We start from the raw sequence: 25,534 nt of genomic DNA, 5'->3' as shown, positions 1-25,534 counted from the left end.
TGTTATTCCTCAACAACAGAAAATTCGGCGCTAATCACCGAGGCGTTTTCTTGATCGATATTGGCTTCTGCTTTCTCGTCGAGAATGACTGCCTTCTGCATTTCGATGCTGACAGGAAGGTATTTGAACAGGCGGCGAATGACCGTTTTCTTTGCCATTTCCTCCCAGTGGGTTTGCCATGGCCCATTGTTTCCGGCCTTGCTTTGCCCGCGAACCTTTTCGATCTGGTTGAACGTCATTACTTCGAACTGGACGCCGCCGTCTTTCAGCTTGGCGACCGCGTATACGTGAGTGATGGGGGATGACTCGTTATCACCAGGAACGTGCTTTAGCGTCTCATCAAGGCCGTATTCGTAGTGGAATTGATCGCCATCGCGAACGGTTCGGGCTGAGATACTGACGATTTGCCCGGAGCGGCGAGCAAGGTCGATCATGCCGCGATAGCCGATGATGAGCTGGACGTTTGATTGCCCGGACTTAGCCTTGCCATTACCAAACGGGAGCAGATAGGCATGCCCAAGCGCTCCGCCGGGCTCAAGGCCAAGCTGTGAGCATTGAACCACGGCCCCGATAAAGCTCTGCATGTCGCACGTAGCCAGTGCGGGGGTTTTGCGAATCTCCGTGGTGATGATTCTGATCATGCGATCTGGTGCCATGTGGCGGGGAAGCGCCGCGGCAATCTGACCTTTCATGCTGGGCTGGTTGATGAAGTTGATCAGCTTCTGGTCTGGCTTTATCGCTGGCGTCTGCGACTGTGCCTTCTGCAAATCTGCCGTTGCGATCGGCGGCTGCTGGTTATTGGTCATTTCGTAATTCCTTTGCCCAACGTGGGAGTGATAGGGTTTTAATGCCCGGCCATTCGTTTGAATCCAGGCATTCGCGATAGGTGCGTAGGTTTCGATGATATTCGGCTCGCCCGGCGTCCTTGGCTTGCTGGTCAAGGATGAAGACGTTCACCGGGTATCTGCCGCAGTTGATCGTCGTGCTGACGGCGAGGAAGGCAAAGACAGGTTGCTCGCAAACCTGGCTCTTGTATCCATCGGTGTAGAAAGCGTCCTGAACGTGGTAGCGATAGTCGTAGAATGAGCGGCTAAATTTATCCATGTCCGCCGTTGTCTTAACGTCGATCAACCAATGGAAGTCAGTGATGGTTTTGTCTGGGCGACACCGGCACAGAACGCCAGTTTCATCGTCTTCCCAGTAGATAGAGGATTCACATTGGCCGGATGATTCAAGCATCCAGCGAGCGAGAGGATGAGCCATTGCGCTGTCGTACATCATGCGTAGCTTGGCCGCATCCTCTGCCGACAGTGGGTTTATCCCCATAGAGGCGCACTCTGCAATGAATTCCGCCTCTTCCTCCTTCCCCTTGTTGGTGCGGCGATTCACAACAGGTGCCACTGCATATTGTTTATCGAATTTTTCAGGCTCAAGGCACAGGCAATGAAATGCGGTGCCAAAATCTAGCGCCCCTGTTTTCTCCTCATCGACAGGGGCGTTTTTTTGCCAAGGAAGTAGGGCAGGGCACTCGGCGATCAGGTCGAGCTGTGATTTGCTGATGCCGAGGCCGTGGTGGTAATCATGGTTGGATATGAACGGGTATATGCCGGGCTGCATCATGCCACCTCGCTATACGGATTCGGATCGTTAATCGCAGTATCCACCTCGTTGGCGCGCTCCATTTGAGCAATCCGAACGGCAATGTCATAAAGCACATTACTGAAATACTCATCAGCCCAATCAGATTGTGCTACGGCGTTCTGGGCTGACTTGTCATTAAGTAGGTCAGACGATTTAATTACCGCGAGAAAATCAGGAGTGCGCAGGCGTGAAGCGATAAACTCAGCATTGCGAGAGATAATTTCTTCCTCTCCCGGCGCGCTGGCGTAATTTTTCAGGTAGGTATCGAGCATCTTTTCGCTGTTAGTCACCGCACACCCCCATTAGCTTTGGCCATCCCCATAATCACACCCCACAGAACACTATCTTTTTCGATTACAGCCTTTCTACCAAGGGCAGACAGCAATCTCTTTGTGTAAGTAGTCATAGGGGATCGCCTTTTTGATTTAAAACATCGACTATCTTTTTAATCGCTTTTTTAACGTTCTCGACAATATTTGATAGTTGCGAATGTTGAGCGAAACCCATGAAGGTTCCGCCCGAGATGGCATAATTCATCATGGGCTTCTCTCTTATTTGTTAAATTATTTATTCAGCTTTTCAGCCAACTCTGCCACGCACTCACGACCGGCATTTTTGTATGCCTCAGCTGAGGAACCGCTGTATTTTTCATCCACAGCAATTTCGAACTTATCGATAGATCCAAAGAAACAACCAGCTGCAATGCGGAACTCCTTACCTGTCCACGCTGCAAAAATGGTTCGGCTCGAATATCCGCAATTTTCGCGATAGGCGATATTGCTAATGCGTTTCACATCCAGATAAAGAGAACCGCAGGAGAAATTATCAGGCAGGGCCGTGATTCCGGTGCCTTCCAGGTAGAGAGAGCCGCCGACGTTCAGGCCATCAGGCAGAGCCGTGATGCCGGTGCCGCGCAGGTCGAGATAGCCGCCAACGCTCAGGCCATCAGGCAGGGCCGTGATGCCGGTGCCTTCCAGGTCGAGAGCGCCGCCAACGCTCAGGCCATCAGGCAGGGCCGTGATGCCGGTGCCTTCCAGGTCGAGAGCGCCGCCAACGCTCAGGCCATCAGGCAGGGCCGTGATGCCGGTGCCGCGCAGGTCGAGAGAGCCGCCGACGCTCAGGCCATCAGGCAGAGCAGTGATTCCGGTGCCTTCCAGGTAGAGAGAGCCGCCGACGTTCAGGCCATCAGGCAGAGCAGTGATTCCGGTGCCGCGCAGGTAGAGAGAGCCGCCGACGCTCAGGCCATCAGGCAGAGCAGTGATTCCGGTGCCTTCCAGGTCGAGAGAGCCGCCGACGGTGATATTTCCTTTATCAGAAATGGTGTACTGAATACTTTTTTCATCTAGATACTTAATCAGATCGAACATTTTGACCTCCGGTTGTTTTTTATGAAAGGCACCGTATGCCCTTTATAAAAAAGGGGGAGAACCCCCAAGCGGTACAAGGCGCTATTGTTTCAGTTAATCTTCACCACCAAACTCAATCATTAGTTCATCAATAACATCATCTTCATCAGAGGATGATCCTGTTGCGTTATTTAACATGTCATAAATTTCTTGGTCAGTAATTCCCAGTTGAGACATTGGAGTTAAAAACTCCATAACAACCTCTGCCGCAGAAACCGTCCCAAGACCATTGATTAGCATTGAAGATATAGAGCAGCGAATGGAATTCTCCATGTCAGCCTTGTACGCATTGATTTCATATTCACCAATATCCATATCACCCCCTAGCACTAACATCAGATTGTTTACGATACCTGGCGTAATAAATCGCTACGTCAGGCATGCAGATAGAGCCGTTTTCTTTCGGCTTACGCTTAGGCACCGCGACGGCATTCAGAACCCGGATAGAGCAGCCGCCGATGGCCTCTTCCAGCTTGCGACCGGCTGCGGCTTCTTTGGCGCAAGAGGCTCTGTAACGCATGGCTCGTCGTTGTCTTGAATTCATATCGCTTATCTCAGTAAAGGTTTTGGCTGGCGTAGTAGAAATAGTGGCGTGATTTGTTAATGCCTTGACATTATCCCAATGATAATCACCCACATTAAGGTGACGAGAGATACAATCAGAGATACGTCTCCAAGCGTGAATGTCATAGATTTAACCCTCTTTGTTAGTGCCGGGATGTTTATCCACGCCCGGCGCGTGCCCCTCGCTTTCCACAGTCAAGGGAATGAACTAGAATTCAATCTCCACAGTCAACAAAGGGATTAGTTATGGATAGCACCGTTGTTGTTAATGTTTTCTGCCCTAATTGCGGCAGCAAGCTCATGAAGCGCCCCGAGGTCGAACTTAATGATGATTTCACCGATGTTTCCTGCGCCAGTTGTGGCAGGATGATAACTAAGGACGACTTCATCAAGCAGGCTAATGCAGCGGCCATAGAAGAGGCCGAGAAGCTTCTCAGAGACACCCTTACGTTTAAGTAATTCGAGCTCCTGTTCTACCCGCTCCTTAAACTCACTGGCGTCAATTTTTAACGAGCATGGCGCCGGTTTTGTCACACAGCGTTCAATGGCGTCGTGTATGCGTTTCAACTCACTATCTTCACCACTCATAAATCCTCCGTTTATCATCCACATAGACACTCGCAAATGCCTATGTGGATGCGCTAGCACACCTACCGTAACCTTCTTTCCCTTTCGCGCCAGTGCTCCCTCTCGGGCTGGGCTAGTCTTCTCACCGACCGGATCGCGCCCGGTGATACGCCGCTTTTATGCGTTGGGGTCGAGTTACTGCACAATGTGCTGTTCCGACTTTGCTTATTGTTAAAGAACGGGAGACTGTGTTCCGTCTCGATGGGGTAATTATTCACAAATTGTGATTCGCAGTCAAACACAAAATGTGAATAGCGTGCACACAATGCGTGATTGCATTGATATCAAAGGATTTTTATTTTTTAGTCGGAATGGTTCTGCGATTAGGTAGTGGGATTTTGGTCACAAAAAAACCGGCTCGTGGCCGGTTGGTGGGGGCAGTAAAAACCCGGCTAGGTGGCCGGGTTAGCATTGGCTGTATGCGCGTTCAGTATTAACGAAGGTGAATGATTTTGCACATGCGTTTAATCTTCTTGATTAACAACATTTTGTCATCATCAGTTTTCGGATGTTGCATGGCGATTATATACTTCATTAAATGATTGAATTCTGGTTGTTTTCTTGTTTTAAGTCTTCGCTCAACCTTCCCAAGTATCTCAATCGGAAATTTAGTGGTACTGAAATAGTCTTCATGTTGCAGCTGGATCAAAAGTTCTTCATAGTATTCCAAAAGCGGCTCGGCGATTTCATTGAACTCCTTGCGCTTATCTCTCCTTATGGCTTGGTAGTGACCAACCACGATGCCGATAGAGAAGGAGAGAAGGGCAAAAAGAAAACTCAAAAGAGGCAGTATATGTATGATTTTCTCTATTACCTTAATGGTATCGTTGTCGATCACTTTATATCCCTATTCATTGCCTGCTGCGTAGTGATGCGGTGGGTGGTGTTGCGGTTACTGTGGGGATTTTGATGATTCTACCCAAACATCTCTTCAGGCCACTGCGACATGATCACCTTGCCGACGAACGCGCATCCATCGCCGCATGTCAGAAGCGGGAATTGCGGGTTTAGTGGCTGTAAGTAGTTGACTCCGCCATCGCGGATCAGCTTCTTAAAGGTAAATTCGTTGCCGTTTACGCGAGCGATGCAGTAGTCATTCACCTCAACATCCTGGTCAGGATCAACCAAAATCAGCATCCCTTCGGGGAAGCTGGGGCGGTTTCCTGGCGGCGCCGTCATGGATGCGCCTTCGACTTCAAGCCAGAACGAACGGGAGCCGGCTTTCTTGGATGTCTCAATCCACGCCTTGGCATCTTTCTCGGTATATGACTCCGATGTGGTGGTAAATGCGCCAGCCTGAACGGTGGTAAATAATGGGTAGCGTCTTTTTACAGCTCCTCCTGACCCGTCCTCATCAACGCCAAAAAGCAATGCCGATGGAGTAACCCTAAGAGCTTCAGCAAGAGTTATTGCATCGTCGGTGCTTATCTTCCTTGTTCCGAGTTCGTAGTTTCCCACCCTAGATGGCGCACTCCACCCGCACAACTTCGTCAGTTGCGCCTGACTCAATCCAAGCCCTTCTCGTAGGAGCTTTATGCGCTCACCAATAATTTCATACGTAGTTTTCATCAACATGATTCTATCACACAACGTGAATCCATTTGCACACATGTTGTGATTGACATTCAATCACAAGTCGTGAATAATTGACATAACAGTACGCAATACGACGGAGCGAACATGAACAATATCGCGCGACAAAGAACATCACTGGGTATGTCGCAATCTGCCTTGGCGAAAGCCATCGGATGGGGTCAATCACGGCTGGCTAACTACGAACTGAACTCAAGAAAGCCAGACCTTGAGAGCTGTAGAAAGATCGTAAACAAGCTCAATGAGCTGGGTGGAAACGTGACGCTAGACGACATCTTCCCACCCAAATAAATCCAAGCAACACCGCTCTTTAAAAACTGACCCGCGCCGATACAGGCGCAAACACAACAACCATAACGGCTGTATGGCCGCATTTACTTAACAGGGGAATTATTTCAAATGAAAGTTGCAAGTTATAGCAAGAAAAACGCTATGGAGATTCAGAGCAAAATCCTTAACGGAATCTCTCTGGTTGGACAACGCACCATCGCTGATGCGATCGGCGTTCATGAGTCTCAGGTGTCGCGTTGGAAGCAGTCCGTTATCCCTGGATTTTCGATCATGCTGGCGATGATTGGTATGCAGGTTAACGACGGTGGTGTAGGTGAGCTGTGCGGAAAGTTGCTGGCTTATCTGGACAATAAAAAATCCCCGGTGGCAGCCGAGGATATTTGTAGTGCGGATTTCTAAACCAAGAAACGGAGTTAATTATGGCAAAAGGTTATCTGTTTTTCAATGAGGTGTTTGTATGAGCCGAATAGCAACTGATTGGGCGTGGGGCCTTAATCTCACCCCTCCGCAAAAGCTACTCATGCTTTCATTGGCAGATCGTGCCGACGAATACCATTGCTGCTACCCAAGCATCCAGCGCCTGGTAAACGATACGGGGCTTGATAGAAAGACTATCGGAAAGTGGATTAATCGGATGATTGAGTCCGGGATGATTCACGACACAGGAGAGCGAAAAGGGCCGACAAAAAGGGTTCGAGTTCTTCAGCTTAATGTTGGTTTTGAATGCACCCAAAAACGGGATGATTCCAAAACTGGTAATGATCCCAAAATTGGGATTTTGAATGATCCCAAAATTGGGATTTTGAATGATCCCAAAATTGGGACACAGAATCAGTCATTAGAACCCAACATAGAATCAAACATAAAACCCTCTACGTCCGAGAATTCTAACGAATCCTCAGACGGCTGTCTGAACGTGATTCAGATCACTCGCCCAGATGCTGCAATTCAACGAGGAACCAAGTGGGGAACATCCGAAGACCTTCGATGCGCTGAATGGCTGTTCTCAGTCGTGCAAAGCATCTCCTCAACCGCCAAGAGGCCAAACTACGCATCATGGGCTAACGATATCCGCCTGATGCGAGAGGGTGACGGCCGCACTCACAAGGAGATCGCCACGCTGTTCAAGTGGGCATGCGATGACGACTTCTGGAAGGGGAATGTTCTCTGCCCAGCCACGCTGCGCAAGAAATGGACTCAGCTAGACATCAAGCGCCAAAAACTGGCATCAGGTAAACCCGCTGAAAGGCCAAAGGTCGACCTGACTAACACTGACTGGATCTATGGAGTTCAGCTATGAGGAGCATTTCAGAGCAGATACAAAAATTCAGCCGGGGGCAGCTTCAGCGCGTGGCCAGCAACCTACCTGAGCAGCGCTGTGAAGCGCCGCAAGTTGAGCAAGTAGCCCATGTCATCAACGGGGTATTTACCCAGCTTCTCGCGGTATTCCCTGCCAGCCTGGCCAGCCGTGACCAGCGCGAGATAAACGAAATCCGGCGTCAGTGGGTGATGGCGTTCCGGGAAAACGGGATTACCAGCCTTGACCAGGTTTCTGCTGGTATGCGCATCGCACGCAAGCAAGAGCGGCCATTCCTCCCATCGCCCGGCCAGTTCATCGCATGGTGCCGGTCTGGCGAATTCAGCTCTGCCGGACTGCCTAGCCCTGACGAACTATACGCCCTGATGATGAAATATTGCTCAGAGCGCAGCATGTACGACTCTGCGGAGGAATACCCTTGGCCGAGCAACGCGACGTACTGGATGGTGACAAAACTCCGCGACCAGATGCGATCACTCAATCTTAGCGAGTCAGAGGTTAGGGCACGCTGTGGCGTAGAGATTCGCAAGATTGCGGATCGGATTAAGGCTGGCGAGGAAATACCAGCACCGGTTAAGCAAATTCCAAAACTATGCATACCGGTGAGCAATGAGACGGGGTTGTCGAAAATATCAGAAATCAGGAATAAATATTTCAAGAGGTGATTTATGGGAATTATTGATTCAATAAAAAGATGGAAGTGGTGGCTTGTTGTTATTATAACGAGTCCAATTATTATTGCCGTAGTGCTACTAAAACTGGTGTCTGTTTTGCTCGAAAGGGCGGCTGATGCATTTGTTTTTGCTTCTGATTTATTTGGTGCTATTCCAAATGCACCTGCACCAAAGTGGTTTGATTATGTTTCTAAATTTGCTCATGGGGAAAAAAGAAAATGAACATGTGAGAAGAGTTTGAGAAATGACTGACTAACTGCCTTGGCCCATTTGTAGATATGAGTCGTGATGATGATGGAGTATATGAGTGGCAAGATGTTCGCCTCGCTTGGCTAGCATGGCAAGCAGCACAGCCGAAGTGGATCAAATGTAGTGAGCGGGTGCCGGAGCAAGGAGGACGTTACTGGTGTTATATTGAAGATCAAAATAGCCTGGGTAAAAGTAACTACCAATGGAACTGTTCATGGAACGGCGATATATGGTCGGATAAGGAGCTAACTGGTCGAGTTACCCACTGGATGCCGCTACCAACCCATCCGGATTAGTGATTATGTTCTCCATCACTGAAATATCCATAGTGGCAATTGGGATGGTCTGTATTTTAATAGCGTTGAGGTGAGTATGTTTGATTACATCGGTCATGCATTAAGGACTTTTACTGGATTTTATCAACGCCCATTCTCAGCAGAGTGGGATTGTCGCCTCAATGAAATGATTGAGGATGGTGATATTGTTGGTTTTGATGGCTACACCATTGACTTTTGTTACTGCGGGAATGTCATATCTGTTTGGGTTAAAAATAGGTGGTATTCATTTGGTTATGAATATCAGGTGAATGGAGGTAAGGTTCCTCAATCAATGAATTTTAGGCCAAGATTTAAAACTATGAAGAAACTTTGGAATGCTTATATAAACTATAAATATTATATAGATGTCGAACATTATAGATCATTATATAAAAGGAAAATTGATAAGTATTCCATAAGGAGTAACAGTGAATGACATATCCAAAGACGGAATAAAACTCACCAAGCTAAACTTCAATTCAGTAGGCTATCAAATCCAGGAACTGCTAACCAACGGTGAATATCGACTGATACTCAAGCCTTGGAAAGATAAACGCAGCCTGTCCCAAAATGCACTTTTCACATGTGGTGTGGCGAGATAAGCGAATACCTCACGCGCAGAGGTAGGGGCTTTGCTACACCTGAATGGGTTAAATGCGCAATGAAACACACCTACCTCGGATATGAAGATGCCGATCGAATTGACGTTATCAACGGTGAGATAACCACCGTCAAAGAACTTCGCCATACGTCCAGTCTGGACACCGGAGCAATGCATTACTTCATGAGTCAGGTTGAAGCATGGGCGGCCAGTATTGGCTGTCTGGTAACGATACCTGGCGACTCAGAATATAAGCGAATTAAGGAGAAGCAAGATGAATGACTTAATGGCTATGACGAGTGAGATGACTATGGGCACTCGGGAAATTTCTGAGTTGCTTGGCAAGCAGCATAGCCACATCAAGGTAAGTGCGGAGCGACTTTCTGCTGCTGGAGTTTTAACTGCCGCATTGCGAGGGTTAAATTTTGAACATCGAGGAAACACGTACACCGAATACCGCCTAAACAAACTGGACTCCATCACTCTTGTCGCGCAGAACAGTCCGAAGTTTACGGCGGCGCTGGTAAAGCGCTGGGATGAACTTGAGAGAGGAGTCGCCCAGCCCGCCATACCCCAAACCCTACCCGAAGCGCTGCGATTGGCCGCCGACCTTGCCGAGAAGAAGGCAGAGCTAGAAAACCAACTCGCCATTGCTGCGCCAAAAGTGGATTTCGCCGATCGCGTCTCTGAGGCTGGCGGCGTTCTTATCGGTAACTACGCCAAAGCAGTAGGGATCGGACAGAACAAACTGTTTGCTTGGTTACGTGATAACGGCGTCCTTATGGCGGCCGGCGAGCGGAGAAACGTCCCACGCCAGGAGTATTTGGGGCGCGGATATTTCACCGTTAAAGAAACAGCCGTCAATACCAATCACGGCGTGACGATCTCGTTCACATCAAAAATAACCGGGAAGGGTCAGCAATGGTTAACCAGGAAGCTGCTAGATCACGGTCTGCTTAAAGCTATCGGGGAGGATGCTGCATGACTATCAAGTCGAATACGTCAGCATCGGCTAAAGACTGCTGGCAAACCCCGCTGTGGCTATTCGATGCACTTGATCTTGAGTTTGGCTTCTGGCTTGACGCTGCGGCATCTGATCAAAACGCACTGTGCCACCAATTCCTAACCGAAGCGGATAACTCCCTGGAACGCGATTGGAATAGCGTTGGTGCCATCTGGTGCAACCCTCCATACAGCAAGATCGGGCCTTGGGTCGCTAAAGCTGCAGAGCAGAGCGAGCGACAAGTTAAGGCGGTAGTGATGCTTGTCCCGGAGGATATGAGCGTGGGTTGGTTCAGTGATGCGCTGAAAACGGTCGATGAAGTGAGGGTGATCACCGGCGGCCGCATCAACTTTATCCACGCTGTAACCGGTGAGGAGCAGAAGGGAAACAGCAAGGGTTCGATGTTACTCATTTGGCGTCCGTTCACCACCCCGCGCCGCATGATCACCACCATTTCAAAATCAACACTGGAGGCCATTGGCCGCCCGGTAAGGAGCGCAGCATGAACACCTACCGCATTACCTGCACTTGGAACGCCTTTCCCTTTGAGATTGAACTCGTATCGAAAAACCCAATCTCTGCCCACGCCGTCTTCATGCGATTCGTCGGTATCAGTGGCGCTATCGTCCGCGATCTGGATATCCAAGAGGTGGCCTAATGTTCACATGGTTTCTGCAACAGGGTATGACTTCAGAGGAAGCCGACAGGATGATTGACGATTACCGAAAGCGGGGATTCAAAGCACGCAAAAGCCTAAACGTCGATCCGCGCCTGTGGGATGTGGCCGCCAAGCTTCCGGAGAGCGAATACCAACCTAAGACCCCACGGGGCATGATCAACCCATGCTGGAGGTGATATGCAGTTGCGAAAGAGGAAGTGCGCAATATGCCGCGCATGGTTCATGCCAAAAGCTCCCTATGAGCGATGGTGCTGTCCAGAACATGGAACCCAACTCGCTATCAAGTTAAGAGAGAAAGAGCGACAGCGAGCGATACAGGCGGCAGAGCGACGACGAAAGAGAAAGGAGTTAGAGAGCAGGAAGAAGCATCAGGAACGGAAACGCGCAATACAACCCCTCAGTTACTTCATCAAGAAAGCCCAGCAGTCCTTCAACGAGTACATCCGAGAGCGAGACAAAGACCAACCGTGTATCAGTTGTGGCCGCTACCACGCCGGGCAATGGCACGCCGGGCACTATCGAACCACTGGCGCTAACCCTGAACTTAGGTTCGATGAGGATAACTGTAATCGTCAATGCCAACCCTGTAATAACCACCTATCCGGGAATATCGAAAAATACACGCCAAATCTGATCGCCAAAATCGGCCACGCGCGATTCGATTCGCTCATGTCACACCATGAGCCCAGGAAGTGGACGCGGGAGGAGTTGGAAGAAATCGCCGCGAAGTATCGGAGAAAGACCAAAGATCTACGAGAAAAGGAGAATCTATGCGAAGTCTGATCGCCTACATCCTATCGCTTTTCACCCCTATTCACCCATCAGTAAAACCAACCACCGGCATTCAGTCATGGGATCACAACCCGCGCAAGAAGGAGAAGCGGTGATGACCGATTACCAACGATTCGAAATAGCTCGCCTTGATGGTGAGATTGAAGCCCTGGAGCGCCAGATAAGCCGATTGCAGGAGCAGCGCCGGGAGATCATCAACCGCAGCAACGCCAACAAGGAAAAGTCGCATGAACATTGAGAGCATTACAAAATTCTTTTCTCCAAAGTCTCCCAGATTTTCAGATAGCTCTCGCGTTACCGGTGACTCCTTCACAATTACAGACGCAATGACGGTTATTGGGGTGGCCTACTCAAAATGCCGTTTTGGTATTGAGCTGTACCTGTCAAAGTCAGGAATCACCGGTAGCGAGAACGCGATAGAGATGCTCGTTAACTATGGAATGTCGCGAGCAAATAGCGTCAAGCAAATAAATCAACTTGGTGATGATATTAAATCTCAAGTTGTGCAAGTGCTCGCAAGGTTTGCATATCAGGACTACTGCCGTAGCGCGGCCAGTACGCGTAAATGCCCAGACTGCACTGGTGGGTTTATTGAGGCGGAAGTTTTCAACATGAAATTCTTTCGAACCGACTGCCGAGAGATTAGAGAGAAGGCTCGCGTTCTCTGCAAAACATGCAAAGGTAAGGGAGAGATAAGCAACTCATGCCGGTGCAAGGGGCGTGGGATGGTTATGGATAAAGTCGAGAGTGAGCGGCAGGGTGTTCCTGTCATGAAAACTTGCTCTAAATGTAATGGTCGTGGATTTGCACGGGTTAGCTTCGCCACGATAATTATCGCCATGCGAGAGTTCTACCCCCAACTTGGAAAGACGACGGCATATGACCACATCCAGCCATTCTTCGAAGATCTGGTTACTAAATGCATACAGGAGGAATCAGCAGCCGATTCTGTGATTAGAAAAATATCTGCATAAAGCAGTATTGACAATCGCGGAAATAAAGACCAGAATTATCCCAACGCTGGAAATTCGCCTATTCGTTAACAAGGCGCCGAAACCGAGCCGCAGGCCTAACTGTCAGATTGCGCTGTCACCGTAATTTGTCATCCTGCGGCCTTCTTATATTCAAGCCTCGCTCAATGCGGGGCTTTTTTCGTATATGCGTCGCCCTAATCATCCCCTAGATTATCTCCTTTATGCAGCTAGGGCGGCGCGCTCACAATTCAAGGCCACCGGAAGCCGTTGGCTATGGTGGACGAATGGAAAACCAAAATAACAAGTCGGACAAAGAAGCCGGGCGTATGGACTTCGCCCTCAAGATCATCAAGTACGTCAACACGCCGAAACGTTTGGTGATGTTAGTGGCGCTGATCGTCTCCCTGACGTTCTGCTACTCGCTATGGGAGAGCAGGCGCGAGGTTTCTTTCTGGGCCATGTCGAGTTTTGGTATTCCCACTATCGATGAAGCATCTATAGACCATGCGGCAGTAAAGCTAATGGCTGACGTTGGCGCTCTGTCGATTACGGTTTGGTCGGTAAACCTGAACCAAAATCGACGCAACGCAATGTATTTCCGGGTTGGCCAAAACCGGATGCAGTTCCTTGAGGGAACCGGAGACCTTGCCTTGCGTCCGTACTCTGAGCAGTCTGCAAATCTCATTAAAGTGATCACCGATAAAACACTCTGCACCAAGCTGATCGCAAACACCGCAGTAGGTGAAGCGGCCAGAAAGCAGGGCGTTAACTACGTCTGCTATGCGGCGATTCCCCCTGGCTATGGTCACATGGTTGGTCTATTAGTCGCAGGCTTCACGCAAAAGCCCGATAACGAAGATTACGTCAAGCTGCGCATGGTATCTGCGGCTGAGGAGATTATTCGATGACGCCGAGCGAGAATTGCCTGAAGCTCATCCGAGAATTTGAGGGTTGTCGCCTGGAGGCTTACAAGTGCCCGGCTGGCGTCTGGACAATCGGCTATGGATGGACACGTCCAGTTGACGGGGTGCCGATTCATGCCGGTATGAAGATCACCAAAGAAACGGCTGAGCGCCTCCTGAAAGCTGGAGCTGATGATTATGGTCGTGACGTATCCCGCATCATCACCGCTCCGGTTAATCAAAACCAGTTCGATGCGCTGGTTGATTTCGCCTACAACCTTGGCGTCTCAGCGCTGTCCGGTTCAACTCTGTTGCGTAAGCTGAATTCCAGTGATTACGCAGGTGCTGCTGCTGAGTTCCCCCGATGGAACAAGGCCAATGGTAAGCCGCTTCCCGGGTTAACGCGTCGGCGGGAGGCTGAGCAATGCCTTTTCTTGAGCTGATCAAAAGGTATTGGCTGATGCCAGCGTTCGCCATCGCCATTCTATCCGCCGCATGGTGTTCCTACGATGCCGGGTATCAAAAGGCAGACCTAACATGGCAAGCCCGATGGAGCCAAGCTCAGGCAGAAAACGAGCACGCTCTAGCGCTTCTCCAGGCCAAAAACAGAGAGCTTGAACAAAGGGGGCAGAATGCCGTCGCAAAAATCGCCGCGCAAACGTCGCAGCAACTGGCTAGCGCTCAAGCTGATGCTACCGCTGCTCGCTCTGATGCTGACAGCCTGCGGAAACAAGTTGCCGACTATGCCAGCCGACTGCGCAAAAGTAGCTCCTCCTGCAATACCGGAACTTCCGGAGCAGGCGCGACAGGTTCCGATCCCAGAGTGCTCGCCAAGTTGTACAGCCTGGCTGATGAAGCAGCGCAGCGAATGGCAGAGGTTGCTCACCAATCCCGAATTCGCGGTCTCGCCTGTGAGCGGGCATACGACGAAGTAAGACTTACCCGACAGTAAGATTCGTTCGCCCAGGGCGAAGCCGGACACCGTCACCGGCGTTTATTCTTTGCAAAGCTGGAGGTGATCACATCTTGGCAGCGGGAATAGACCGAAGTCGGCCAGCTACTCTGTGAAGCGTGGCGAAGTCGGCGCTCCAATTTCGCATTACCCGGGTAGTTCGTCCCTGTTCATCCTGGTTAGCTATGACCCGCCTAATTCCACGGCGAGCGCCAGGGTGAAACCAAAAACGGATAACGCACGGCTTTCACCTATGGGTGGTTCACGGACATGCAGGGCTATCACCCCTGTGCGGAAGAAGTGATGGCATTACAGGAGGCTTTTACGAGAGCCTCCGCTAATGCAACAGCAAGAGGATGTGTTATGTCGCTCTATCCTATGGGTGTGGGTGGGAGGGGGCCATCGGGCCCGGCTGGTAGTGGTAGCGTGCGGCGCAAGTCGGAGTGTTACTTCTCTGGGTTAAACCTGGTAATCCCCACCACGCCAACAAACCTAATTAGCCTGATTAAGAGCCTACCCCATACTGGCTCGTTATCCCCGTTCTTCAACACGACGACCAACAAGTTCAACGTATTCAATAACGATTCTACCGTGACCTTCAAGGTTAACGTGGTCGGCTCCTGGGCTGGCTCATCCTCGCAGCGCAGCATGACGGTATCTTTCCCGTCCACTCAGGGTAACACCCTGGTTGAATCACGCGATCAGGCGGTAACGGCTGACATCCTATCGTTCCCGACATTCTTTAGCGTAGACGCTGGCGGGAACCTGGCACTAAACGGTAGCGACATCACTATCCAGTCCAATGGGGCGGCATTCACTGCCTCAGCAATCCTGATCATCGCCGAGCAGATGGTCCCGGCCTCATAGGTGAAGAATGCAACTACTCAACATTATAGCGCCGAAAGGAATCTGGACGCAGGTCTATGACGGCACGTCGGACGCGACAGTCGCTATCTCTGGTAGTGAAGCGCAGATTTGCCAGTCTACGGCCAAGCCCGATTTATCCCTGGTTGGCCTGCCATTCATCGGTGGGTCGCTAAACCTCAGTATCTATCACGTAACCGCCGGTGCGCCGGTATTCGTCAAGCCGCTAAACGCTGACGCCACCATCATTGTCAACGCATAGGTGAGAACATGCCTGTAATTGTAATTGGTCAAAATGGGTCGCCCGTATCAGTGCATACCCTGCAAGAATCAGCCGCTGCCGTCACTGCCGCTACGCCCACTGTAATGGGCGCGGTGAAGCAAGCCGCAGCCATCCCCGACCTGACCGCTGCGCCAACCCAAGCCGACTTTAACGGCCTGCTGGCGAAACTTCGTGCTGCAGGAATCCTGGCTAGCTGATTATAAATCCTGAAAAGTGCGGATGCGCGCAACGGACGGATAGAAGGAAATTCTGAAATGGCAATCTGTATTGAAAGAACATCCGTTGTCGTAACCTTCCCTGATGGCGAGAAGGTCTCTGGCTTTACAACGCTGCCTCCGGACCCTGCACATCCACTCTTCACCCTGTATGAAGAGGATGGCATTAACGGCCGCGTCATTAACATGACCAAGGATCGTGATATTCAATACCGGGTAATAAAGAGAAAGGCGGAATAACATGGCAAAACTGGATTGGGAGGCCATCGAGTCGGCCTACCGAGCCGGGGTGTTAAGCCTCCGAGAGATAGCGGCGCAGCACAGCATCACAGAGGGGGCTATCAGGAAGAGAGCCAAGCGTGATGACTGGTCTAGGAACATCTCCGCCAAGATAAAAGAGCGTGCTGATGATCTGGTACGCAAAGCCGAGGTACGCAAACAGGTACGCACCGAAAACGCACTATCTGAGCGCGTACTTATTGAGTCCAGCGCCGAGGTGATCGCTCAGGTTCGCATGGAACACCGAGGGGATATCCGGCGGGCTCGCGAGATAGCCAATGCGCTCTTTGATGAGCTAGCGGCAGAGTGTGCCGATGTTGACTCTCTCCGCAAGCTTGGTGAATTGATGCTTGCTCCCGACGAGAACGGCAAAGACAAGCTCAACGAAATCTATCACGCGATAATCGGTATGCCTGAGCGCGTGAAGTCAATGAAGGCACTAAGCGAGACGCTGAAAAACCTGATTGGTCTGGAGCGAGAGGCGTACAGCATCAAGGAAGATGAACCAGCCAGTGTTAATAAGGGGACAAGCCTAAATGACTTCTATGGCTCCGACTCTTAACCCGGTATTACGTGACTTCTGGACGACGCAGGCGCGAAACAAGATTCTGTACGGTGGTCGGGCAAGCTCCAAATCATGGGATGCCGCCGGATTCGCCATCTACCTAGCCAATAACTACAAGCTTCGTTTTCTGTGCGCTCGCCAGATACAGAACAAGATAGCCGAATCCGTCTATGCGCTGCTGAAAATTCAGATTGAGCGATTCGGACTGCAGGCCAGGTTCCGCGTCCTAAAGGACAAGATCGTCAACCGCGTTACCGGCACAGAGTTCATCTTCTATGGCCTGAAAAACAGCGTAGACGAAATCAAGTCACTGGAGAGTATCGACGTCCTGTGGCTGGAAGAAGCGCACGCCCTGACCGAGGAGCAGTGGGAGATTCTAGAGCCCACAATCCGAAAGGAAGGCTCTGAATGCTGGTTTATCTTCAACCCCAATCTCTACACCGACTTCGTTTATCAGAGCTTCATCGTCAACACGCCGCCGCGCACCCTGGTTAGGAAGATCAACTTCGACGAAAACCCCTTTCTGTCCCGCACGATGCTGGATGTTATCGAGGCGGCCAGAGACAGGGATGAAGAGGCTTTCGAGCACGTATACCTTGGCGTGCCTCGCTCTGATGACGATGCGACGGTGATCAAGCGTTCGTGGATTGAGGCCGCCGTTGATGCGCATGTCGTACTTGGATTTGAACCACAGGGAATGCGACGCATTGGCTTCGACGTTGCTGATGATGGAGAGGATAAGTGCGCCATGGTCTATGCGCATGGCTCCGTGGCTTATTGGTGCGAAGAATGGGCGGCTCGCGAGGATGAGTTAACCAAGTCATGCTATCGCGTATACGCTCAGGCCCAAGAGCGAGACGCGCATATCACGTATGACTCTATCGGCGTCGGTGCCTTTGCTGGCAGCAAGTTCAGCGAGATAAACGCAGAGCGAAAGCTAAAGCTACGCTACGCAAAATTCAATGCCGGCGACGCCGTACACGCCCCGGAAAAGCACTACACGGAGAAGATCCGCAATAAGGACTACTTCTCCAATCTCAAGGCGCAAGCGTGGTGGACTCTGGCCGACCGGTTCAGGAACACATTCAACGCCATTAAGCGCGGAGAGAAATTTAACCCGGATGACATGATCAGCATTTCCTCTGACATGCCGATGCTTGAAAAGCTGAAAACAGAATTGAGCACACCCCGGCGTGACTTTGACAAAAATGGTCGCGTAAAGGTTGAGAGCAAACCCGACCTTAAAAAGCGAGACATCAAATCCCCAAACTTGGCCGACGCTTTTGTAATGGCGTACGCGCCGATCAGCAGATCGCTAATCGTTGGCGAAAACTCAGGTTGGTAACATGGCAAAACGGAAACAGAATACACAGCATCAAAGCCGTGGCCTTGTTGTCGGCCCATCATGGCAAAGCGACGCCGAATACCAGAAGAAGGTGATCGACGAAGCATTTAGGCCGCACCATGAAGCATATAAGCCACCGGCAGGCGTAGTGCCAGAGAATCAGCCGGTAGGTGACAGCATCGATTATGGCTCGTTAAACCTGGCATACGCTTCGCCTGATTCGGTGTTTATGGGCTACTCGGCGCTGGCTAACCTAGCTCAGAAATCAGAGAACCGCGTCGCGTGTGAGCAGTCGGCTAACGAGGTGTTCCGCAAGGGCTTCAAGATTAAGTCAAACGCCACCGACGACGACCGCAGCGAGATTATCAACCAGCTTGAGGACGCCTTCGAGCGCCTCGGGGTAGAGAAGCATCTCAAGCTGCTGGGGTTCAACGCCGAGGCATTCGGCCAGGCTCACCTGTTCGTTAAGCTGAAAGGCGATGATCGGGAGCTGGCTAAAGAAATCATGATTTCCCCAGCGAAGATTAAGCGCGGCGACCTGGAGGGATTCCGGGTGGTAGAGCCGATCTGGTGCTATCCGCAGGGATATAACGCCATCAACCCGCTGTCGCCTGACTTCTTTGTACCGACTCGCTGGTTTGTGCTGGGCGAGCTTGTCCACGCCACGCGCATGAAGCAACTGGTTATCTACCCGGTGCCGGACATGCTCAAGCCGAGCTACAACTTTGGTGGCCTGTCCCTGATTCAGATGATGCTCCCCTACGTTAGGAACTGGGAGAGCGTCCGCGATGACATCCCTCGGATCATCATGTCGTTCAGGACGTACATCTGGTCTACCGACATGGAAACGTATCTCCAGGACAAAACGCAGTTCGATAAGCGCCTGGATACGCTGATTTACGGGAAAAGCAATCACGGTGTTCTGGCTATTGATAAGGCGATGGAAACGCTGGAGCAGATGAACACCAGCCTAACCGGCTTGAATGACCTGCTAGTCCAGCAGCAGAAGCTCCTGTGCATGCCATCACGCCTAAGCGTCACCAGCCTGACAGGTAGCCAGCCCAGCGGCATGAGCGCCAGCGGAGAGGGTGAGAGGGCGGCTCAGCATGAGCACATCGCCAATAAGCAGAAGAACAACTACAAGCCGATCCTTGACTGGATTCTTAAAATTGTCTGCCTGAGTGAGTTCGGAGAGTTGTATGAAGACCTCTATGTGGACTTCAACCCTCTTGACGAAATGAGCGATAAAGAAATCGCCGAGATCAACAACCTTCGCGCTGACTGCTACGGAAAACTGGTTGATTCAGGAATAATTACACCAGAACAGGCTAACGCTGCTCTAGCATCAGACGACGATTCAGGCTTCAACGGCATCACCTATGAAGCTATCACTGGCATGGGGGATTTTGGCGATGAAGATCAAGACTCTCCGCCAGGTTCGCTATAACCAGGGAATCGCCGGCCAGTACGCCAAGGCGCTCAAGTCGCTTATCTCCGACATGACGAAAAGCGCCGAGTATTGGGCACATGCTCAGTACCGAGCCAAGGAGGCCGGGCGACCGATGGACGACATCGCCGAGCGTCTGGAGGAAGTGCGAGAGCGATGGGTGATGAGGTTTTCCGATGCCGCATTGAGGATTGCACCCGCATTCACCAGAGCAGCAGAGAAGACGGCAACATCGGCACTAAAGCGATCGCTATCGTCCGCCGACATCCCGCGCGTTAAGTTCACCATGACGCCGGAGATGAGGCAGGCCGTAGACGGCATCGTGGCCGAGAACGTCAACCTGATTAAGTCGATCCCCGAAAAGTATTTCACCCAAGTCCAGACCATCGCGCTGCAATCGATCACCCGTGGTCGCGACATGAACTACATGACCGAGGAGCTACAAAAGCAATTCGGTATCACACGCAGGCGGGCTGAGAACATCGCGCGTGACCAGAACAACAAGGCCACCGCAGAGCTAGCCAGGGTTCGCCAGAAAGCCCTAGGCATCACTAAAGGCATCTGGATTCACTCCGGCGGCGGAAGTCACCCGCGCCCGCTACACGTCAAAGCCAATGGCAAAGAGTTCGACTTGGACAAAGGCATGCCGGTCGGTGACAACGGCGAGTACGTTCTGCCGGGGCAGCAAATCAACTGCGGTTGTAGTTGGAAGCCGATATTACCGTTTTAACAAACAGGTCGCTTAGGCGGCCTTTTTTATTTCCTGGAGAAAGCATGGCCGAGTATCAGAGATTTTTTAAAAGAATCATCGCGGCAAGCCAAATTGTTGCGGTTCGTATTGAAACGGATCTCGCCTATGTCTCCGTCCGCTGTTACGGAGGGGAAATCTACGAAACCACATGGACACTCAATTACTTCTTCAAATTAATGCCATCTGTAGGCCGCTGGTTGGTTGATGACGGTAACGAAAAAAGAGTGGTGGATGAGCGAGATTTGCTCAAACTAGGCGAGGAAATACCTAACCCATACCAGGAAAAGTGACATGCCAGTTCATCAAAAAGATGGCGCTTGGTGGTGGGGGAAGAAGGGGCCATTCCGCACGCGGGAAAAGGCAGAAGAAGTAGAACGCGCGGCATTCGCAAACGGATACCGGGGCGACTCCTACGACTTCGGGTCATCTGTCCGCAGCTATGACGACTACGGACGCCTGAATGTCGCCGAGTGCAACATCAGCAAGGAATGCGTTTCCTCCTACCTAGGTAACCGTCTCCCTAATTGGGAAGCCCTAGGACTAGACCCCAACCGAACCTATTACATCTACCGGCCAGCAGAAGAGCTCATCAGCGCTGCTGAGTCGTTCAACTCAGTACCCATCACCATTGAGCACCCAGGGCAACTGGATACTCCAGACAGCCCGCAAGACCGCGTAGGAACCACCGGGACAGACACACGCTTCGAAGCGCCATTCCTCAAAACCAGCATGAAGCTGTGGGACAAGGGCGCCATCGAGGGTGTTGAAAACGGAACGCGCCGGGAGTTGAGCATATTCCCCTCCTTCTTCGAGGTGGATATGACGCCCGGCGTTTTCATGGGTCAGGCATATGACGGAATCGCCCGCAATATCGTGGGTAACTCCGTAGCTTTGACCATTAAAGGCCGCGTCGGCGCTGAATGCGCTGTCGGCGATTCACAAGACCAAGAGGGCAGTTTAATGGAAGGCTTGACCGACCTGATTAAAAACAAATTTGCCACCGCCTCTGACTCCGACGCGGACGAACTGGCGAAAAGCATCATGGAGCTCATGGCTAAGCATGAGCAGCAGGAGATCGACGAAGACAAGGGCGACTCCGACGAAGAGAAAGACCTCGCCGAGAAGGAAAAGCGCGAGCGCGCCGAACGCGAAAAATTGGAGAAGGAAGGCAAGGACAAGGCCGAGCAGAAAGACCTCGAAAGCAAAGAGTACCGGGAAGACTGGGAGCGCAAAAAGCTGGAGGGGGACGAAGACGACAACGAAGACAAAAAGGACAAATCCCCAATGGGCGATAGCGCCGTGAAAGAACTGATCGCAAAAACGCAGCGCGACACGCTGGCCAAAGCTCGCGCCGAGTTCGCTGCCACCCGCGAGGCCATGCGCATTGTTGAGCCGGTTTTCGGCCACGTTACTGGTGACTCCGCAGACGACATCTACCGCTCCGTGCTGAAAGCCGAAAAGGTCGATATCAACGGCGTCCATCCATCAGCCTTTAAGAGCCTGGTACAGATGGCCATCCGATCAAAGAGCGCCGCCGCGTCCCAGCCTACTGGCGACTCTGCCTACGGCCAGCAGCCTACCGCTGCCGACTTTAAAGATTATTTCTAAGGGGAAGCAATGACTTTTCAACAGACAGTGAACCTCTACCCGTGTCCGGGTAAAGAGGGTGATTTCGCATCAAATAACCCGCACGTAGTCGCGTTGCCGCCGGAAGGTTCTTACAAGGCAGGGTCGGCTGGTGTGTACCAGTCCCGCTTTGTCTGGGCTGATGGCACCGATCCAACCCTGGTAAACAACACCGGCTCAGGAAATCCGCTGGGCTACATCATGAACAGCGGGGTGGGAACCATTACCGTAGGACAGACCGGCTCCATGTTGGTAGGCGCTGGCACTGAGCTTGCTGTTTACACCAAAGGTGATTGGTGGGTACGTACTGCAACCGCCGCGACTACTGGCCAGAAGATTTTCGCCGTTACCGCAGATGGCACCATCAAAACCGGCGCCGCTGGAGCAAGTATTTCTGGCGCCGTCGAAACTCCGTTCTATGTCGCATCCGCTGCCGATGCTGGCTCTCTGATCAAAATGACCACCTGGGGGGTTCTGTAATGGATCTGAATCAATCCACTCTGCCGCAATATCTGAAAGTTCTGGCGGATAAGGGCGTCATTTATGATAAATGCACGCCGAAGTTTCTGGCAAAAAACGGCGTAGTCGGTGACTCCGTAGTAGATATGCAAACCGTTTCCAACGGTGGCATCCCGGCAGCTGCTGCGCAGGTCATCGACCCGATGATCATCAAGCAACTGTTTGCGCCACTGACGGCAACCATGATTTACCCGGAAGTGAAAAAAGGTAACTGGGCGGTGCAGGACGTTCTCTTCCCGCGCACCGAAGAGGCATATGAAGTTGTCGCTTATGGCGATGCCTCCCGCGCCGGTTCCGTTCACGTCAACACCAACTGGGAAAACCGCCGTCAGTTCCGCTTCCAGACCATGAACCGCTGGGGCGACCTGGAGCAGGAAAAATACGGCCTGGCACTCATCCCGTACATCGCCATGAAACAGGCTGCCGGTGTGTCCGCCATCAACCGTTTCTTCAACAAGGGCTACATGTACGGAATTAGCGGTTCCGCTAACTTCGGCATCATCAACGACCCGGCACTTCCTAACGCGCTGACCCCGATCACCACCGCCGATAGCAAGGTGAAGTGGGCGGACAAAGACGCGATCGCCATCTTCAACGACGTGAAGAAGATGTTTACCAATCTGGCATCGAAAAACCAAGGCCTGGTGCAAGAAACCAGCCCCATGAAGTTGGTCGTTAGCCCGAGCGATAACGCTTCCATGGGTGCGTTGAACGCCCTGGGTACTGCATCAGCCATCGACCTGATCAAGAAGACCTATACCAGCCTGCAAGTTGTAGTGGTTCCTGAATTCGGCGTTCCTTCCGGCGGCCTGGTTCAGCTGATCGCTGACGGCTTGGGCGGTGACCCGGTAGGCCAGTGTGTATACACCGAAAAAATGCGCGCTTTCCCGATCTTGGTTGAGCACTCAGAAACTAGCCAAAAATTGGCGGCGGGCAGCCTGGGCGCGGTTATCTATCGTCCGAGCGCTGTTGTTCAGATGACCGGCACACTGTAAGGGAATGACACATGGCTAACGTAGTTGTATGCAGCAAGTTGATGCACGGCGTGGTTTTCGAGCTGGGCGATCGTGAGGTGGTCATTAACGGCCAGAACAGTAACGAAATGGTGGCAATCAAAGGCTATCAGGGCGTTTGTGGCCTGACTCACATGCCGGAGGAAGACTGGAATGCGATCGCCAAGAAATACGTCGGAATGACCGCCATCAGCGAGGAATTTATCTTCGCAGAGAAAGACGAAGCTAGCGCCAAGGCGGCTTCCGAAGAAGTGAAAGAGCTGAAAACCGGTCTAGAGCAGGCAAAAGTCAAAGAAGACGAAACCGAAAAGGTGGCCTAAATGGGGATCGTGACTCTAGATGTAGCGGAGTGGAAAGCAAAATACCCGCAGTACACGGCGCTATCTGATGCGCAGGTTGAGGACTTGTTTTTTGCCGCATCAATGTATCTGGAGAACACAGATTTCAGCGTCGTGTCAGATCTGGCGCGGCGCAAGTGGCTGCTCTACCTGCTGATGGCCCACATAGCCTATCTGTCCTACAAGGACTCGTCAGGGAATGGCGGTGACCCTGGGATGGTTGGCTATGTGGCTTCGGCCTCTGAGGGTAGCGTTAGCGTGTCTTCTGGCCTGTCCGGTGTTCCGTTTAACAAGGCTTTCTTCTTTCAAAGCCAGTTCGGGATCATGTACTGGAATGCCACCAGTATCTACCGGATGGGGTTCTATCGTGGGGTATGCCGATGACCGATAAGGTGATGGACGCGCTGGATGCCGCAGAGAGCACCCTGCAATCGCTACAGCTAAAAGTCGGGTTTATCGATGGGAGGGCGTATCGCAACGGTATGCCAATCGCCACTGTGGCCGCCATTCAAGAATATGGCGATCCAGCTAACAACATCCCAGCGCGCCCTTTCTTTAGAAAAGCCATCTGGGCTAACGAAAGCGCATGGAATGAGCAAATAGCTAATGGGATTAGAAACGGTGAGCCTGTCCACTATGTGCTTTCCTCCCTTGGCGAACGCGTTGTCGGCGATGTGGTGTCGTCGATTGCACAACTAATGGATCCACCATTAAGCCCTGTGACAATTAAGCGTCGCAGAACCAGAAAGGAGCGGCGGAATGAATCAACGAAACCCCTCGTTGATACCGGAACCATGAACCATGCCGTGCATTACGAGGTAGGAGAAATTGAACATTCGGAGCCTGGCGAATAGAGCCATTCAGCGAGTAAATCCCAACGTCCCGGCAATTCTGAAAAAGTATGCCGGCCAGACCATCGGCCCAGGTCGAAAGCCCGTTCCGTCATATCTTCCAGACCAAAACGTCACCATTCAATTGCAGCCGCTCAGCAAGGGCGATTTGCAGCACGTTGACGACCTGAATATTCAGGGCTTGGTTAAGTCGATTCACGTCTACGGTAACTATTTCAGCGTCCAGCGCGAGCTAGAGCAGGGTGGAGACCTATTCATCATTGATGGCGAAACATGGCTGGTCGTTGAGCCGATTGAGCTATGGGATTCGTGGTGTCGTCTAATTGTTAATCTGCAGGTATCGCCATGATCGACTTGACCGTTGATAACGTCATTGACGTTCTGGCCGATTTTGTCGAGCCAATAGCCGGGGAGTGCAATCAGGCTCAGGCCAACCGCATCCCTATGCCAAAGGGTCAGTTCTGCATCCTGACCCCGCTACGGTTTGAGCGGCTCTCCACTACCAGATCAATAAATCAGGACACCGGTGCACCATCGACAAGCGCTATGGGATGGACGGAGGTTAGACGCGCCGACATCCAGGTCGATATCTACGGGGCCAATGCTGGCGATCGAGCGGTGACGCTAGAGACGGTTTTCTCCAGTGGGTACGCCTACGACAAGATTAAGGCCATCGACGAGCGAGTGGCGCCGCTCTATTCAACCGCAGCTATTCAGGCTCCGATGATTGACGCCGAACAGCAGTGGCAAGAGCGCTATATGCTCACCGTCTCCCTGCAAGTCCATATGACCACATCCTTCCCAGAACCATATTTTGACAAGGCTGAAGTATCAGTCGATCCAGTGGGTATATAA

At 51.6% G+C, this 25,534-nt stretch carries 41 protein-coding genes and 2 pseudogenes; 34 read left to right on the top strand and 9 right to left on the bottom strand.

The features are described from left to right. Window positions 1-2 precede the first annotated feature (2 nt). The 9 genes and pseudogenes from recT to QY76_RS13620 form a co-directional block, all read right to left on the bottom strand. Window positions 3-806 carry a recombination protein RecT gene (gene recT, locus QY76_RS13655; RefSeq protein WP_024524831.1) on the bottom strand — a complete coding sequence of 268 codons (804 nt, stop codon included), beginning with the start codon at window positions 804-806 and terminating at the stop codon, window positions 3-5. Beyond that, window positions 796-1,617 (bottom strand): annotated as a pseudogene (locus tag QY76_RS13650) (PD-(D/E)XK nuclease-like domain-containing protein); the annotation flags it as partial. The pseudogene QY76_RS13650 and the gene recT, both read right to left, overlap by 11 nt. Further along, window positions 1,617-1,931 carry a hypothetical protein gene (locus tag QY76_RS13645; RefSeq protein ID WP_049648881.1) on the bottom strand — a complete coding sequence of 105 codons (315 nt, stop codon included), beginning with the start codon at window positions 1,929-1,931 and terminating at the stop codon, window positions 1,617-1,619. The gene QY76_RS13645 and the pseudogene QY76_RS13650, both read right to left, overlap by 1 nt. Before the next feature lie 112 nt (window positions 1,932-2,043). Next, window positions 2,044-2,181 (bottom strand): protease FtsH-inhibitory lysogeny factor CIII, encoded by a 138-nt coding sequence (locus QY76_RS18825; RefSeq protein ID WP_117026312.1) that lies wholly within the window; start codon window positions 2,179-2,181, stop codon window positions 2,044-2,046. A 23-nt stretch (window positions 2,182-2,204) separates the two neighbouring features. Next, window positions 2,205-3,008, bottom strand: a complete 804-nt coding sequence (locus QY76_RS13640; protein ID WP_049648880.1) for a hypothetical protein — start codon at window positions 3,006-3,008, stop codon at window positions 2,205-2,207. Between the two features lie 93 nt (window positions 3,009-3,101). Continuing rightward, window positions 3,102-3,362, bottom strand: a complete 261-nt coding sequence (locus QY76_RS13635) for a hypothetical protein (protein ID WP_144418116.1) — start codon at window positions 3,360-3,362, stop codon at window positions 3,102-3,104. A 489-nt stretch (window positions 3,363-3,851) separates the two neighbouring features. Further along, on the bottom strand, window positions 3,852-4,199 hold the full coding sequence (locus QY76_RS13630; protein ID WP_049648878.1) for a hypothetical protein: 348 nt from the start codon (window positions 4,197-4,199) through the stop codon (window positions 3,852-3,854). Window positions 4,200-4,671: 472 nt separating this feature from the next. Further along, entirely contained in the window at window positions 4,672-5,076 is a 405-nt protein-coding gene (locus QY76_RS13625; protein ID WP_049648877.1) for a hypothetical protein, read from the bottom strand. 77 nt (window positions 5,077-5,153) lie between these two features. Further along, window positions 5,154-5,807, bottom strand: coding sequence for a LexA family transcriptional regulator (locus tag QY76_RS13620; protein ID WP_049648938.1), 654 nt, complete (start codon window positions 5,805-5,807; stop codon window positions 5,154-5,156). 111 nt (window positions 5,808-5,918) lie between these two features. Here QY76_RS13620 and QY76_RS13615 point away from each other — a divergent pair, with 111 nt between their 5' ends. The 34 genes and pseudogenes from QY76_RS13615 to QY76_RS19410 all read left to right on the top strand — a co-directional run bounded on the left by QY76_RS13615 (window position 5,919) and on the right by QY76_RS19410 (window position 25,534). Next, window positions 5,919-6,122 (top strand): helix-turn-helix transcriptional regulator, encoded by a 204-nt coding sequence (locus QY76_RS13615; protein WP_049648876.1) that lies wholly within the window; start codon window positions 5,919-5,921, stop codon window positions 6,120-6,122. A 108-nt stretch (window positions 6,123-6,230) separates the two neighbouring features. Further along, entirely contained in the window at window positions 6,231-6,521 is a 291-nt protein-coding gene (locus tag QY76_RS13610; protein ID WP_049648875.1) for a CII family transcriptional regulator, read from the top strand. 58 nt (window positions 6,522-6,579) lie between these two features. Further along, window positions 6,580-7,422 (top strand): helix-turn-helix domain-containing protein, encoded by an 843-nt coding sequence (locus QY76_RS17445; RefSeq protein ID WP_053111568.1) that lies wholly within the window; start codon window positions 6,580-6,582, stop codon window positions 7,420-7,422. After that, on the top strand, window positions 7,419-8,105 hold the full coding sequence (locus QY76_RS13600; RefSeq protein ID WP_049648874.1) for a replication protein P: 687 nt from the start codon (window positions 7,419-7,421) through the stop codon (window positions 8,103-8,105). Before QY76_RS17445 ends, QY76_RS13600 begins: the two co-directional genes overlap by 4 nt. A 3-nt stretch (window positions 8,106-8,108) precedes the next feature. Further along, window positions 8,109-8,336: a hypothetical protein gene (locus tag QY76_RS18820; protein ID WP_144418115.1), complete on the top strand. Its 228-nt coding sequence runs from the start codon at window positions 8,109-8,111 to the stop codon at window positions 8,334-8,336. A 56-nt stretch (window positions 8,337-8,392) separates the two neighbouring features. Continuing rightward, complete coding sequence (locus QY76_RS18140) at window positions 8,393-8,659, top strand: DUF551 domain-containing protein (protein WP_071844179.1); 267 nt, start codon at window positions 8,393-8,395, stop codon at window positions 8,657-8,659. A 76-nt stretch (window positions 8,660-8,735) separates the two neighbouring features. Continuing rightward, complete coding sequence (locus QY76_RS18815; RefSeq protein WP_071844178.1) at window positions 8,736-9,116, top strand: hypothetical protein; 381 nt, start codon at window positions 8,736-8,738, stop codon at window positions 9,114-9,116. After that, window positions 9,109-9,563 (top strand): annotated as a pseudogene (locus QY76_RS13595) (YbcN family protein). The gene QY76_RS18815 and the pseudogene QY76_RS13595 overlap by 8 nt, the downstream one beginning before the upstream one ends. Next, window positions 9,556-10,266 carry a phage antirepressor KilAC domain-containing protein gene (locus tag QY76_RS13590; protein ID WP_049648873.1) on the top strand — a complete coding sequence of 237 codons (711 nt, stop codon included), beginning with the start codon at window positions 9,556-9,558 and terminating at the stop codon, window positions 10,264-10,266. Before QY76_RS13595 ends, QY76_RS13590 begins: the two are co-directional and overlap by 8 nt. Further along, the gene (locus tag QY76_RS13585) at window positions 10,263-10,790 is read left to right on the top strand and encodes a phage N-6-adenine-methyltransferase (RefSeq protein ID WP_049648872.1); all 528 of its coding nucleotides are present in this window, start codon (window positions 10,263-10,265) and stop codon (window positions 10,788-10,790) included. The genes QY76_RS13590 and QY76_RS13585 overlap by 4 nt, the downstream gene beginning before the upstream one ends. Continuing rightward, on the top strand, window positions 10,787-10,942 hold the full coding sequence (locus QY76_RS18990) for a hypothetical protein (protein ID WP_158409699.1): 156 nt from the start codon (window positions 10,787-10,789) through the stop codon (window positions 10,940-10,942). Before QY76_RS13585 ends, QY76_RS18990 begins: the two co-directional genes overlap by 4 nt. Before the next feature lie 198 nt (window positions 10,943-11,140). Next, complete coding sequence (locus QY76_RS13575; RefSeq protein WP_049648870.1) at window positions 11,141-11,746, top strand: recombination protein NinG; 606 nt, start codon at window positions 11,141-11,143, stop codon at window positions 11,744-11,746. A gap of 103 nt (window positions 11,747-11,849) precedes the next feature. Then, window positions 11,850-11,993, top strand: coding sequence for a hypothetical protein (locus QY76_RS18985; protein ID WP_158409698.1), 144 nt, complete (start codon window positions 11,850-11,852; stop codon window positions 11,991-11,993). Next, complete coding sequence (locus tag QY76_RS13570; RefSeq protein WP_049648869.1) at window positions 11,983-12,729, top strand: antitermination protein; 747 nt, start codon at window positions 11,983-11,985, stop codon at window positions 12,727-12,729. The genes QY76_RS18985 and QY76_RS13570 overlap by 11 nt, the downstream gene beginning before the upstream one ends. Before the next feature lie 284 nt (window positions 12,730-13,013). Further along, window positions 13,014-13,637, top strand: a complete 624-nt coding sequence (locus QY76_RS13565; RefSeq protein ID WP_049648868.1) for a hypothetical protein — start codon at window positions 13,014-13,016, stop codon at window positions 13,635-13,637. Then, window positions 13,634-14,074 (top strand): lysozyme, encoded by a 441-nt coding sequence (locus tag QY76_RS13560; RefSeq protein WP_049648867.1) that lies wholly within the window; start codon window positions 13,634-13,636, stop codon window positions 14,072-14,074. The genes QY76_RS13565 and QY76_RS13560 overlap by 4 nt, the downstream gene beginning before the upstream one ends. Further along, window positions 14,056-14,583 carry a DUF2514 family protein gene (locus tag QY76_RS13555; RefSeq protein WP_049648866.1) on the top strand — a complete coding sequence of 176 codons (528 nt, stop codon included), beginning with the start codon at window positions 14,056-14,058 and terminating at the stop codon, window positions 14,581-14,583. The genes QY76_RS13560 and QY76_RS13555 overlap by 19 nt, the downstream gene beginning before the upstream one ends. A gap of 270 nt (window positions 14,584-14,853) precedes the next feature. Then, the gene (locus QY76_RS13550) at window positions 14,854-15,450 is read left to right on the top strand and encodes a tail needle knob protein (protein ID WP_371200722.1); all 597 of its coding nucleotides are present in this window, start codon (window positions 14,854-14,856) and stop codon (window positions 15,448-15,450) included. Window positions 15,451-15,457: 7 nt separating this feature from the next. Then, complete coding sequence (locus QY76_RS13545) at window positions 15,458-15,709, top strand: hypothetical protein (RefSeq protein WP_049648865.1); 252 nt, start codon at window positions 15,458-15,460, stop codon at window positions 15,707-15,709. A gap of 8 nt (window positions 15,710-15,717) precedes the next feature. After that, the gene (locus tag QY76_RS19730) at window positions 15,718-15,927 is read left to right on the top strand and encodes a head fiber protein (protein ID WP_071844177.1); all 210 of its coding nucleotides are present in this window, start codon (window positions 15,718-15,720) and stop codon (window positions 15,925-15,927) included. Between the two features lie 57 nt (window positions 15,928-15,984). Next, on the top strand, window positions 15,985-16,185 hold the full coding sequence (locus QY76_RS13540; RefSeq protein ID WP_049648864.1) for a hypothetical protein: 201 nt from the start codon (window positions 15,985-15,987) through the stop codon (window positions 16,183-16,185). A 1-nt stretch (window position 16,186) separates the two neighbouring features. Then, window positions 16,187-16,786, top strand: coding sequence for a hypothetical protein (locus QY76_RS13535; RefSeq protein WP_049648863.1), 600 nt, complete (start codon window positions 16,187-16,189; stop codon window positions 16,784-16,786). Further along, window positions 16,761-18,134 (top strand): PBSX family phage terminase large subunit, encoded by a 1,374-nt coding sequence (locus QY76_RS13530; RefSeq protein WP_049648862.1) that lies wholly within the window; start codon window positions 16,761-16,763, stop codon window positions 18,132-18,134. Before QY76_RS13535 ends, QY76_RS13530 begins: the two co-directional genes overlap by 26 nt. A 1-nt stretch (window position 18,135) precedes the next feature. Continuing rightward, entirely contained in the window at window positions 18,136-19,581 is a 1,446-nt protein-coding gene (locus QY76_RS13525) for a DUF1073 domain-containing protein (protein WP_049648861.1), read from the top strand. Then, a complete protein-coding gene (locus QY76_RS13520; protein ID WP_235439406.1) occupies window positions 19,547-20,311 on the top strand; it encodes a phage minor head protein in 765 nt (254 codons plus the stop codon). Before QY76_RS13525 ends, QY76_RS13520 begins: the two co-directional genes overlap by 35 nt. A gap of 44 nt (window positions 20,312-20,355) precedes the next feature. After that, entirely contained in the window at window positions 20,356-20,622 is a 267-nt protein-coding gene (locus tag QY76_RS13515) for a hypothetical protein (RefSeq protein WP_049648860.1), read from the top strand. Between the two features lies 1 nt (window position 20,623). Further along, window positions 20,624-21,940 (top strand): DUF2213 domain-containing protein, encoded by a 1,317-nt coding sequence (locus QY76_RS13510; RefSeq protein ID WP_049648859.1) that lies wholly within the window; start codon window positions 20,624-20,626, stop codon window positions 21,938-21,940. A 9-nt stretch (window positions 21,941-21,949) separates the two neighbouring features. Then, window positions 21,950-22,438: a hypothetical protein gene (locus QY76_RS13505; RefSeq protein WP_049648858.1), complete on the top strand. Its 489-nt coding sequence runs from the start codon at window positions 21,950-21,952 to the stop codon at window positions 22,436-22,438. Beyond that, window positions 22,438-23,472, top strand: coding sequence for a hypothetical protein (locus QY76_RS13500; protein ID WP_049648857.1), 1,035 nt, complete (start codon window positions 22,438-22,440; stop codon window positions 23,470-23,472). The genes QY76_RS13505 and QY76_RS13500 overlap by 1 nt, the downstream gene beginning before the upstream one ends. An 11-nt stretch (window positions 23,473-23,483) precedes the next feature. Next, window positions 23,484-23,810: a hypothetical protein gene (locus QY76_RS13495; RefSeq protein ID WP_144418114.1), complete on the top strand. Its 327-nt coding sequence runs from the start codon at window positions 23,484-23,486 to the stop codon at window positions 23,808-23,810. Further along, the gene (locus QY76_RS13490; RefSeq protein ID WP_049648855.1) at window positions 23,811-24,212 is read left to right on the top strand and encodes a DUF4054 domain-containing protein; all 402 of its coding nucleotides are present in this window, start codon (window positions 23,811-23,813) and stop codon (window positions 24,210-24,212) included. It begins immediately after the preceding gene. Next, a complete protein-coding gene (locus QY76_RS13485) occupies window positions 24,209-24,682 on the top strand; it encodes a hypothetical protein (protein ID WP_049648854.1) in 474 nt (157 codons plus the stop codon). Before QY76_RS13490 ends, QY76_RS13485 begins: the two co-directional genes overlap by 4 nt. After that, window positions 24,657-25,028 (top strand): hypothetical protein, encoded by a 372-nt coding sequence (locus tag QY76_RS13480; RefSeq protein WP_049648853.1) that lies wholly within the window; start codon window positions 24,657-24,659, stop codon window positions 25,026-25,028. Before QY76_RS13485 ends, QY76_RS13480 begins: the two co-directional genes overlap by 26 nt. Continuing rightward, window positions 25,025-25,534 carry a hypothetical protein gene (locus QY76_RS19410; RefSeq protein ID WP_235439405.1) on the top strand — a complete coding sequence of 170 codons (510 nt, stop codon included), beginning with the start codon at window positions 25,025-25,027 and terminating at the stop codon, window positions 25,532-25,534. Before QY76_RS13480 ends, QY76_RS19410 begins: the two co-directional genes overlap by 4 nt.

This window comes from Edwardsiella sp. EA181011 (genome assembly GCF_000800725.1).
Classification (GTDB): Bacteria; Pseudomonadota; Gammaproteobacteria; order Enterobacterales; family Enterobacteriaceae; genus Edwardsiella; species Edwardsiella anguillarum.
This window is presented reverse-complemented; position numbering and strand designations above follow the sequence as displayed.

Excerpts from the sequence above, each read along its gene's own strand:
- recT (WP_024524831.1), bottom strand. The coding sequence starts at position 806 with ATGACCAATAACCAGCAGCCGCCGATCGCAACGGCAGATTTGCAGAAG.
- QY76_RS18825 (WP_117026312.1), bottom strand. The coding sequence starts at position 2,181 with ATGATGAATTATGCCATCTCGGGCGGAACCTTCATGGGTTTCGCTCAA.
- QY76_RS13640 (WP_049648880.1), bottom strand. The coding sequence starts at position 3,008 with ATGTTCGATCTGATTAAGTATCTAGATGAAAAAAGTATTCAGTACACC.
- QY76_RS13635 (WP_144418116.1), bottom strand. The coding sequence starts at position 3,362 with ATGGATATTGGTGAATATGAAATCAATGCGTACAAGGCTGACATGGAG.
- QY76_RS13630 (WP_049648878.1), bottom strand. The coding sequence starts at position 4,199 with ATGAGTGGTGAAGATAGTGAGTTGAAACGCATACACGACGCCATTGAA.
- QY76_RS13620 (WP_049648938.1), bottom strand. The coding sequence starts at position 5,807 with ATGAAAACTACGTATGAAATTATTGGTGAGCGCATAAAGCTCCTACGA.
- QY76_RS13615 (WP_049648876.1), top strand. The coding sequence starts at position 5,919 with ATGAACAATATCGCGCGACAAAGAACATCACTGGGTATGTCGCAATCT.
- QY76_RS13610 (WP_049648875.1), top strand. The coding sequence starts at position 6,231 with ATGAAAGTTGCAAGTTATAGCAAGAAAAACGCTATGGAGATTCAGAGC.
- QY76_RS17445 (WP_053111568.1), top strand. The coding sequence starts at position 6,580 with ATGAGCCGAATAGCAACTGATTGGGCGTGGGGCCTTAATCTCACCCCT.
- QY76_RS13600 (WP_049648874.1), top strand. The coding sequence starts at position 7,419 with ATGAGGAGCATTTCAGAGCAGATACAAAAATTCAGCCGGGGGCAGCTT.
- QY76_RS18820 (WP_144418115.1), top strand. The coding sequence starts at position 8,109 with ATGGGAATTATTGATTCAATAAAAAGATGGAAGTGGTGGCTTGTTGTT.
- QY76_RS18140 (WP_071844179.1), top strand. The coding sequence starts at position 8,393 with ATGAGTCGTGATGATGATGGAGTATATGAGTGGCAAGATGTTCGCCTC.
- QY76_RS18815 (WP_071844178.1), top strand. The coding sequence starts at position 8,736 with ATGTTTGATTACATCGGTCATGCATTAAGGACTTTTACTGGATTTTAT.
- QY76_RS13590 (WP_049648873.1), top strand. The coding sequence starts at position 9,556 with ATGAATGACTTAATGGCTATGACGAGTGAGATGACTATGGGCACTCGG.
- QY76_RS13585 (WP_049648872.1), top strand. The coding sequence starts at position 10,263 with ATGACTATCAAGTCGAATACGTCAGCATCGGCTAAAGACTGCTGGCAA.
- QY76_RS18990 (WP_158409699.1), top strand. The coding sequence starts at position 10,787 with ATGAACACCTACCGCATTACCTGCACTTGGAACGCCTTTCCCTTTGAG.
- QY76_RS13575 (WP_049648870.1), top strand. The coding sequence starts at position 11,141 with ATGCAGTTGCGAAAGAGGAAGTGCGCAATATGCCGCGCATGGTTCATG.
- QY76_RS18985 (WP_158409698.1), top strand. The coding sequence starts at position 11,850 with ATGACCGATTACCAACGATTCGAAATAGCTCGCCTTGATGGTGAGATT.
- QY76_RS13570 (WP_049648869.1), top strand. The coding sequence starts at position 11,983 with ATGAACATTGAGAGCATTACAAAATTCTTTTCTCCAAAGTCTCCCAGA.
- QY76_RS13565 (WP_049648868.1), top strand. The coding sequence starts at position 13,014 with ATGGAAAACCAAAATAACAAGTCGGACAAAGAAGCCGGGCGTATGGAC.
- QY76_RS13560 (WP_049648867.1), top strand. The coding sequence starts at position 13,634 with ATGACGCCGAGCGAGAATTGCCTGAAGCTCATCCGAGAATTTGAGGGT.
- QY76_RS13555 (WP_049648866.1), top strand. The coding sequence starts at position 14,056 with ATGCCTTTTCTTGAGCTGATCAAAAGGTATTGGCTGATGCCAGCGTTC.
- QY76_RS13550 (WP_371200722.1), top strand. The coding sequence starts at position 14,854 with ATGCAGGGCTATCACCCCTGTGCGGAAGAAGTGATGGCATTACAGGAG.
- QY76_RS13545 (WP_049648865.1), top strand. The coding sequence starts at position 15,458 with ATGCAACTACTCAACATTATAGCGCCGAAAGGAATCTGGACGCAGGTC.
- QY76_RS19730 (WP_071844177.1), top strand. The coding sequence starts at position 15,718 with ATGCCTGTAATTGTAATTGGTCAAAATGGGTCGCCCGTATCAGTGCAT.
- QY76_RS13540 (WP_049648864.1), top strand. The coding sequence starts at position 15,985 with ATGGCAATCTGTATTGAAAGAACATCCGTTGTCGTAACCTTCCCTGAT.
- QY76_RS13535 (WP_049648863.1), top strand. The coding sequence starts at position 16,187 with ATGGCAAAACTGGATTGGGAGGCCATCGAGTCGGCCTACCGAGCCGGG.
- QY76_RS13530 (WP_049648862.1), top strand. The coding sequence starts at position 16,761 with ATGACTTCTATGGCTCCGACTCTTAACCCGGTATTACGTGACTTCTGG.
- QY76_RS13525 (WP_049648861.1), top strand. The coding sequence starts at position 18,136 with ATGGCAAAACGGAAACAGAATACACAGCATCAAAGCCGTGGCCTTGTT.
- QY76_RS13520 (WP_235439406.1), top strand. The coding sequence starts at position 19,547 with ATGAAGATCAAGACTCTCCGCCAGGTTCGCTATAACCAGGGAATCGCC.
- QY76_RS13515 (WP_049648860.1), top strand. The coding sequence starts at position 20,356 with ATGGCCGAGTATCAGAGATTTTTTAAAAGAATCATCGCGGCAAGCCAA.
- QY76_RS13510 (WP_049648859.1), top strand. The coding sequence starts at position 20,624 with ATGCCAGTTCATCAAAAAGATGGCGCTTGGTGGTGGGGGAAGAAGGGG.
- QY76_RS13505 (WP_049648858.1), top strand. The coding sequence starts at position 21,950 with ATGACTTTTCAACAGACAGTGAACCTCTACCCGTGTCCGGGTAAAGAG.
- QY76_RS13500 (WP_049648857.1), top strand. The coding sequence starts at position 22,438 with ATGGATCTGAATCAATCCACTCTGCCGCAATATCTGAAAGTTCTGGCG.
- QY76_RS13495 (WP_144418114.1), top strand. The coding sequence starts at position 23,484 with ATGGCTAACGTAGTTGTATGCAGCAAGTTGATGCACGGCGTGGTTTTC.
- QY76_RS13490 (WP_049648855.1), top strand. The coding sequence starts at position 23,811 with ATGGGGATCGTGACTCTAGATGTAGCGGAGTGGAAAGCAAAATACCCG.
- QY76_RS13485 (WP_049648854.1), top strand. The coding sequence starts at position 24,209 with ATGACCGATAAGGTGATGGACGCGCTGGATGCCGCAGAGAGCACCCTG.
- QY76_RS19410 (WP_235439405.1), top strand. The coding sequence starts at position 25,025 with ATGATCGACTTGACCGTTGATAACGTCATTGACGTTCTGGCCGATTTT.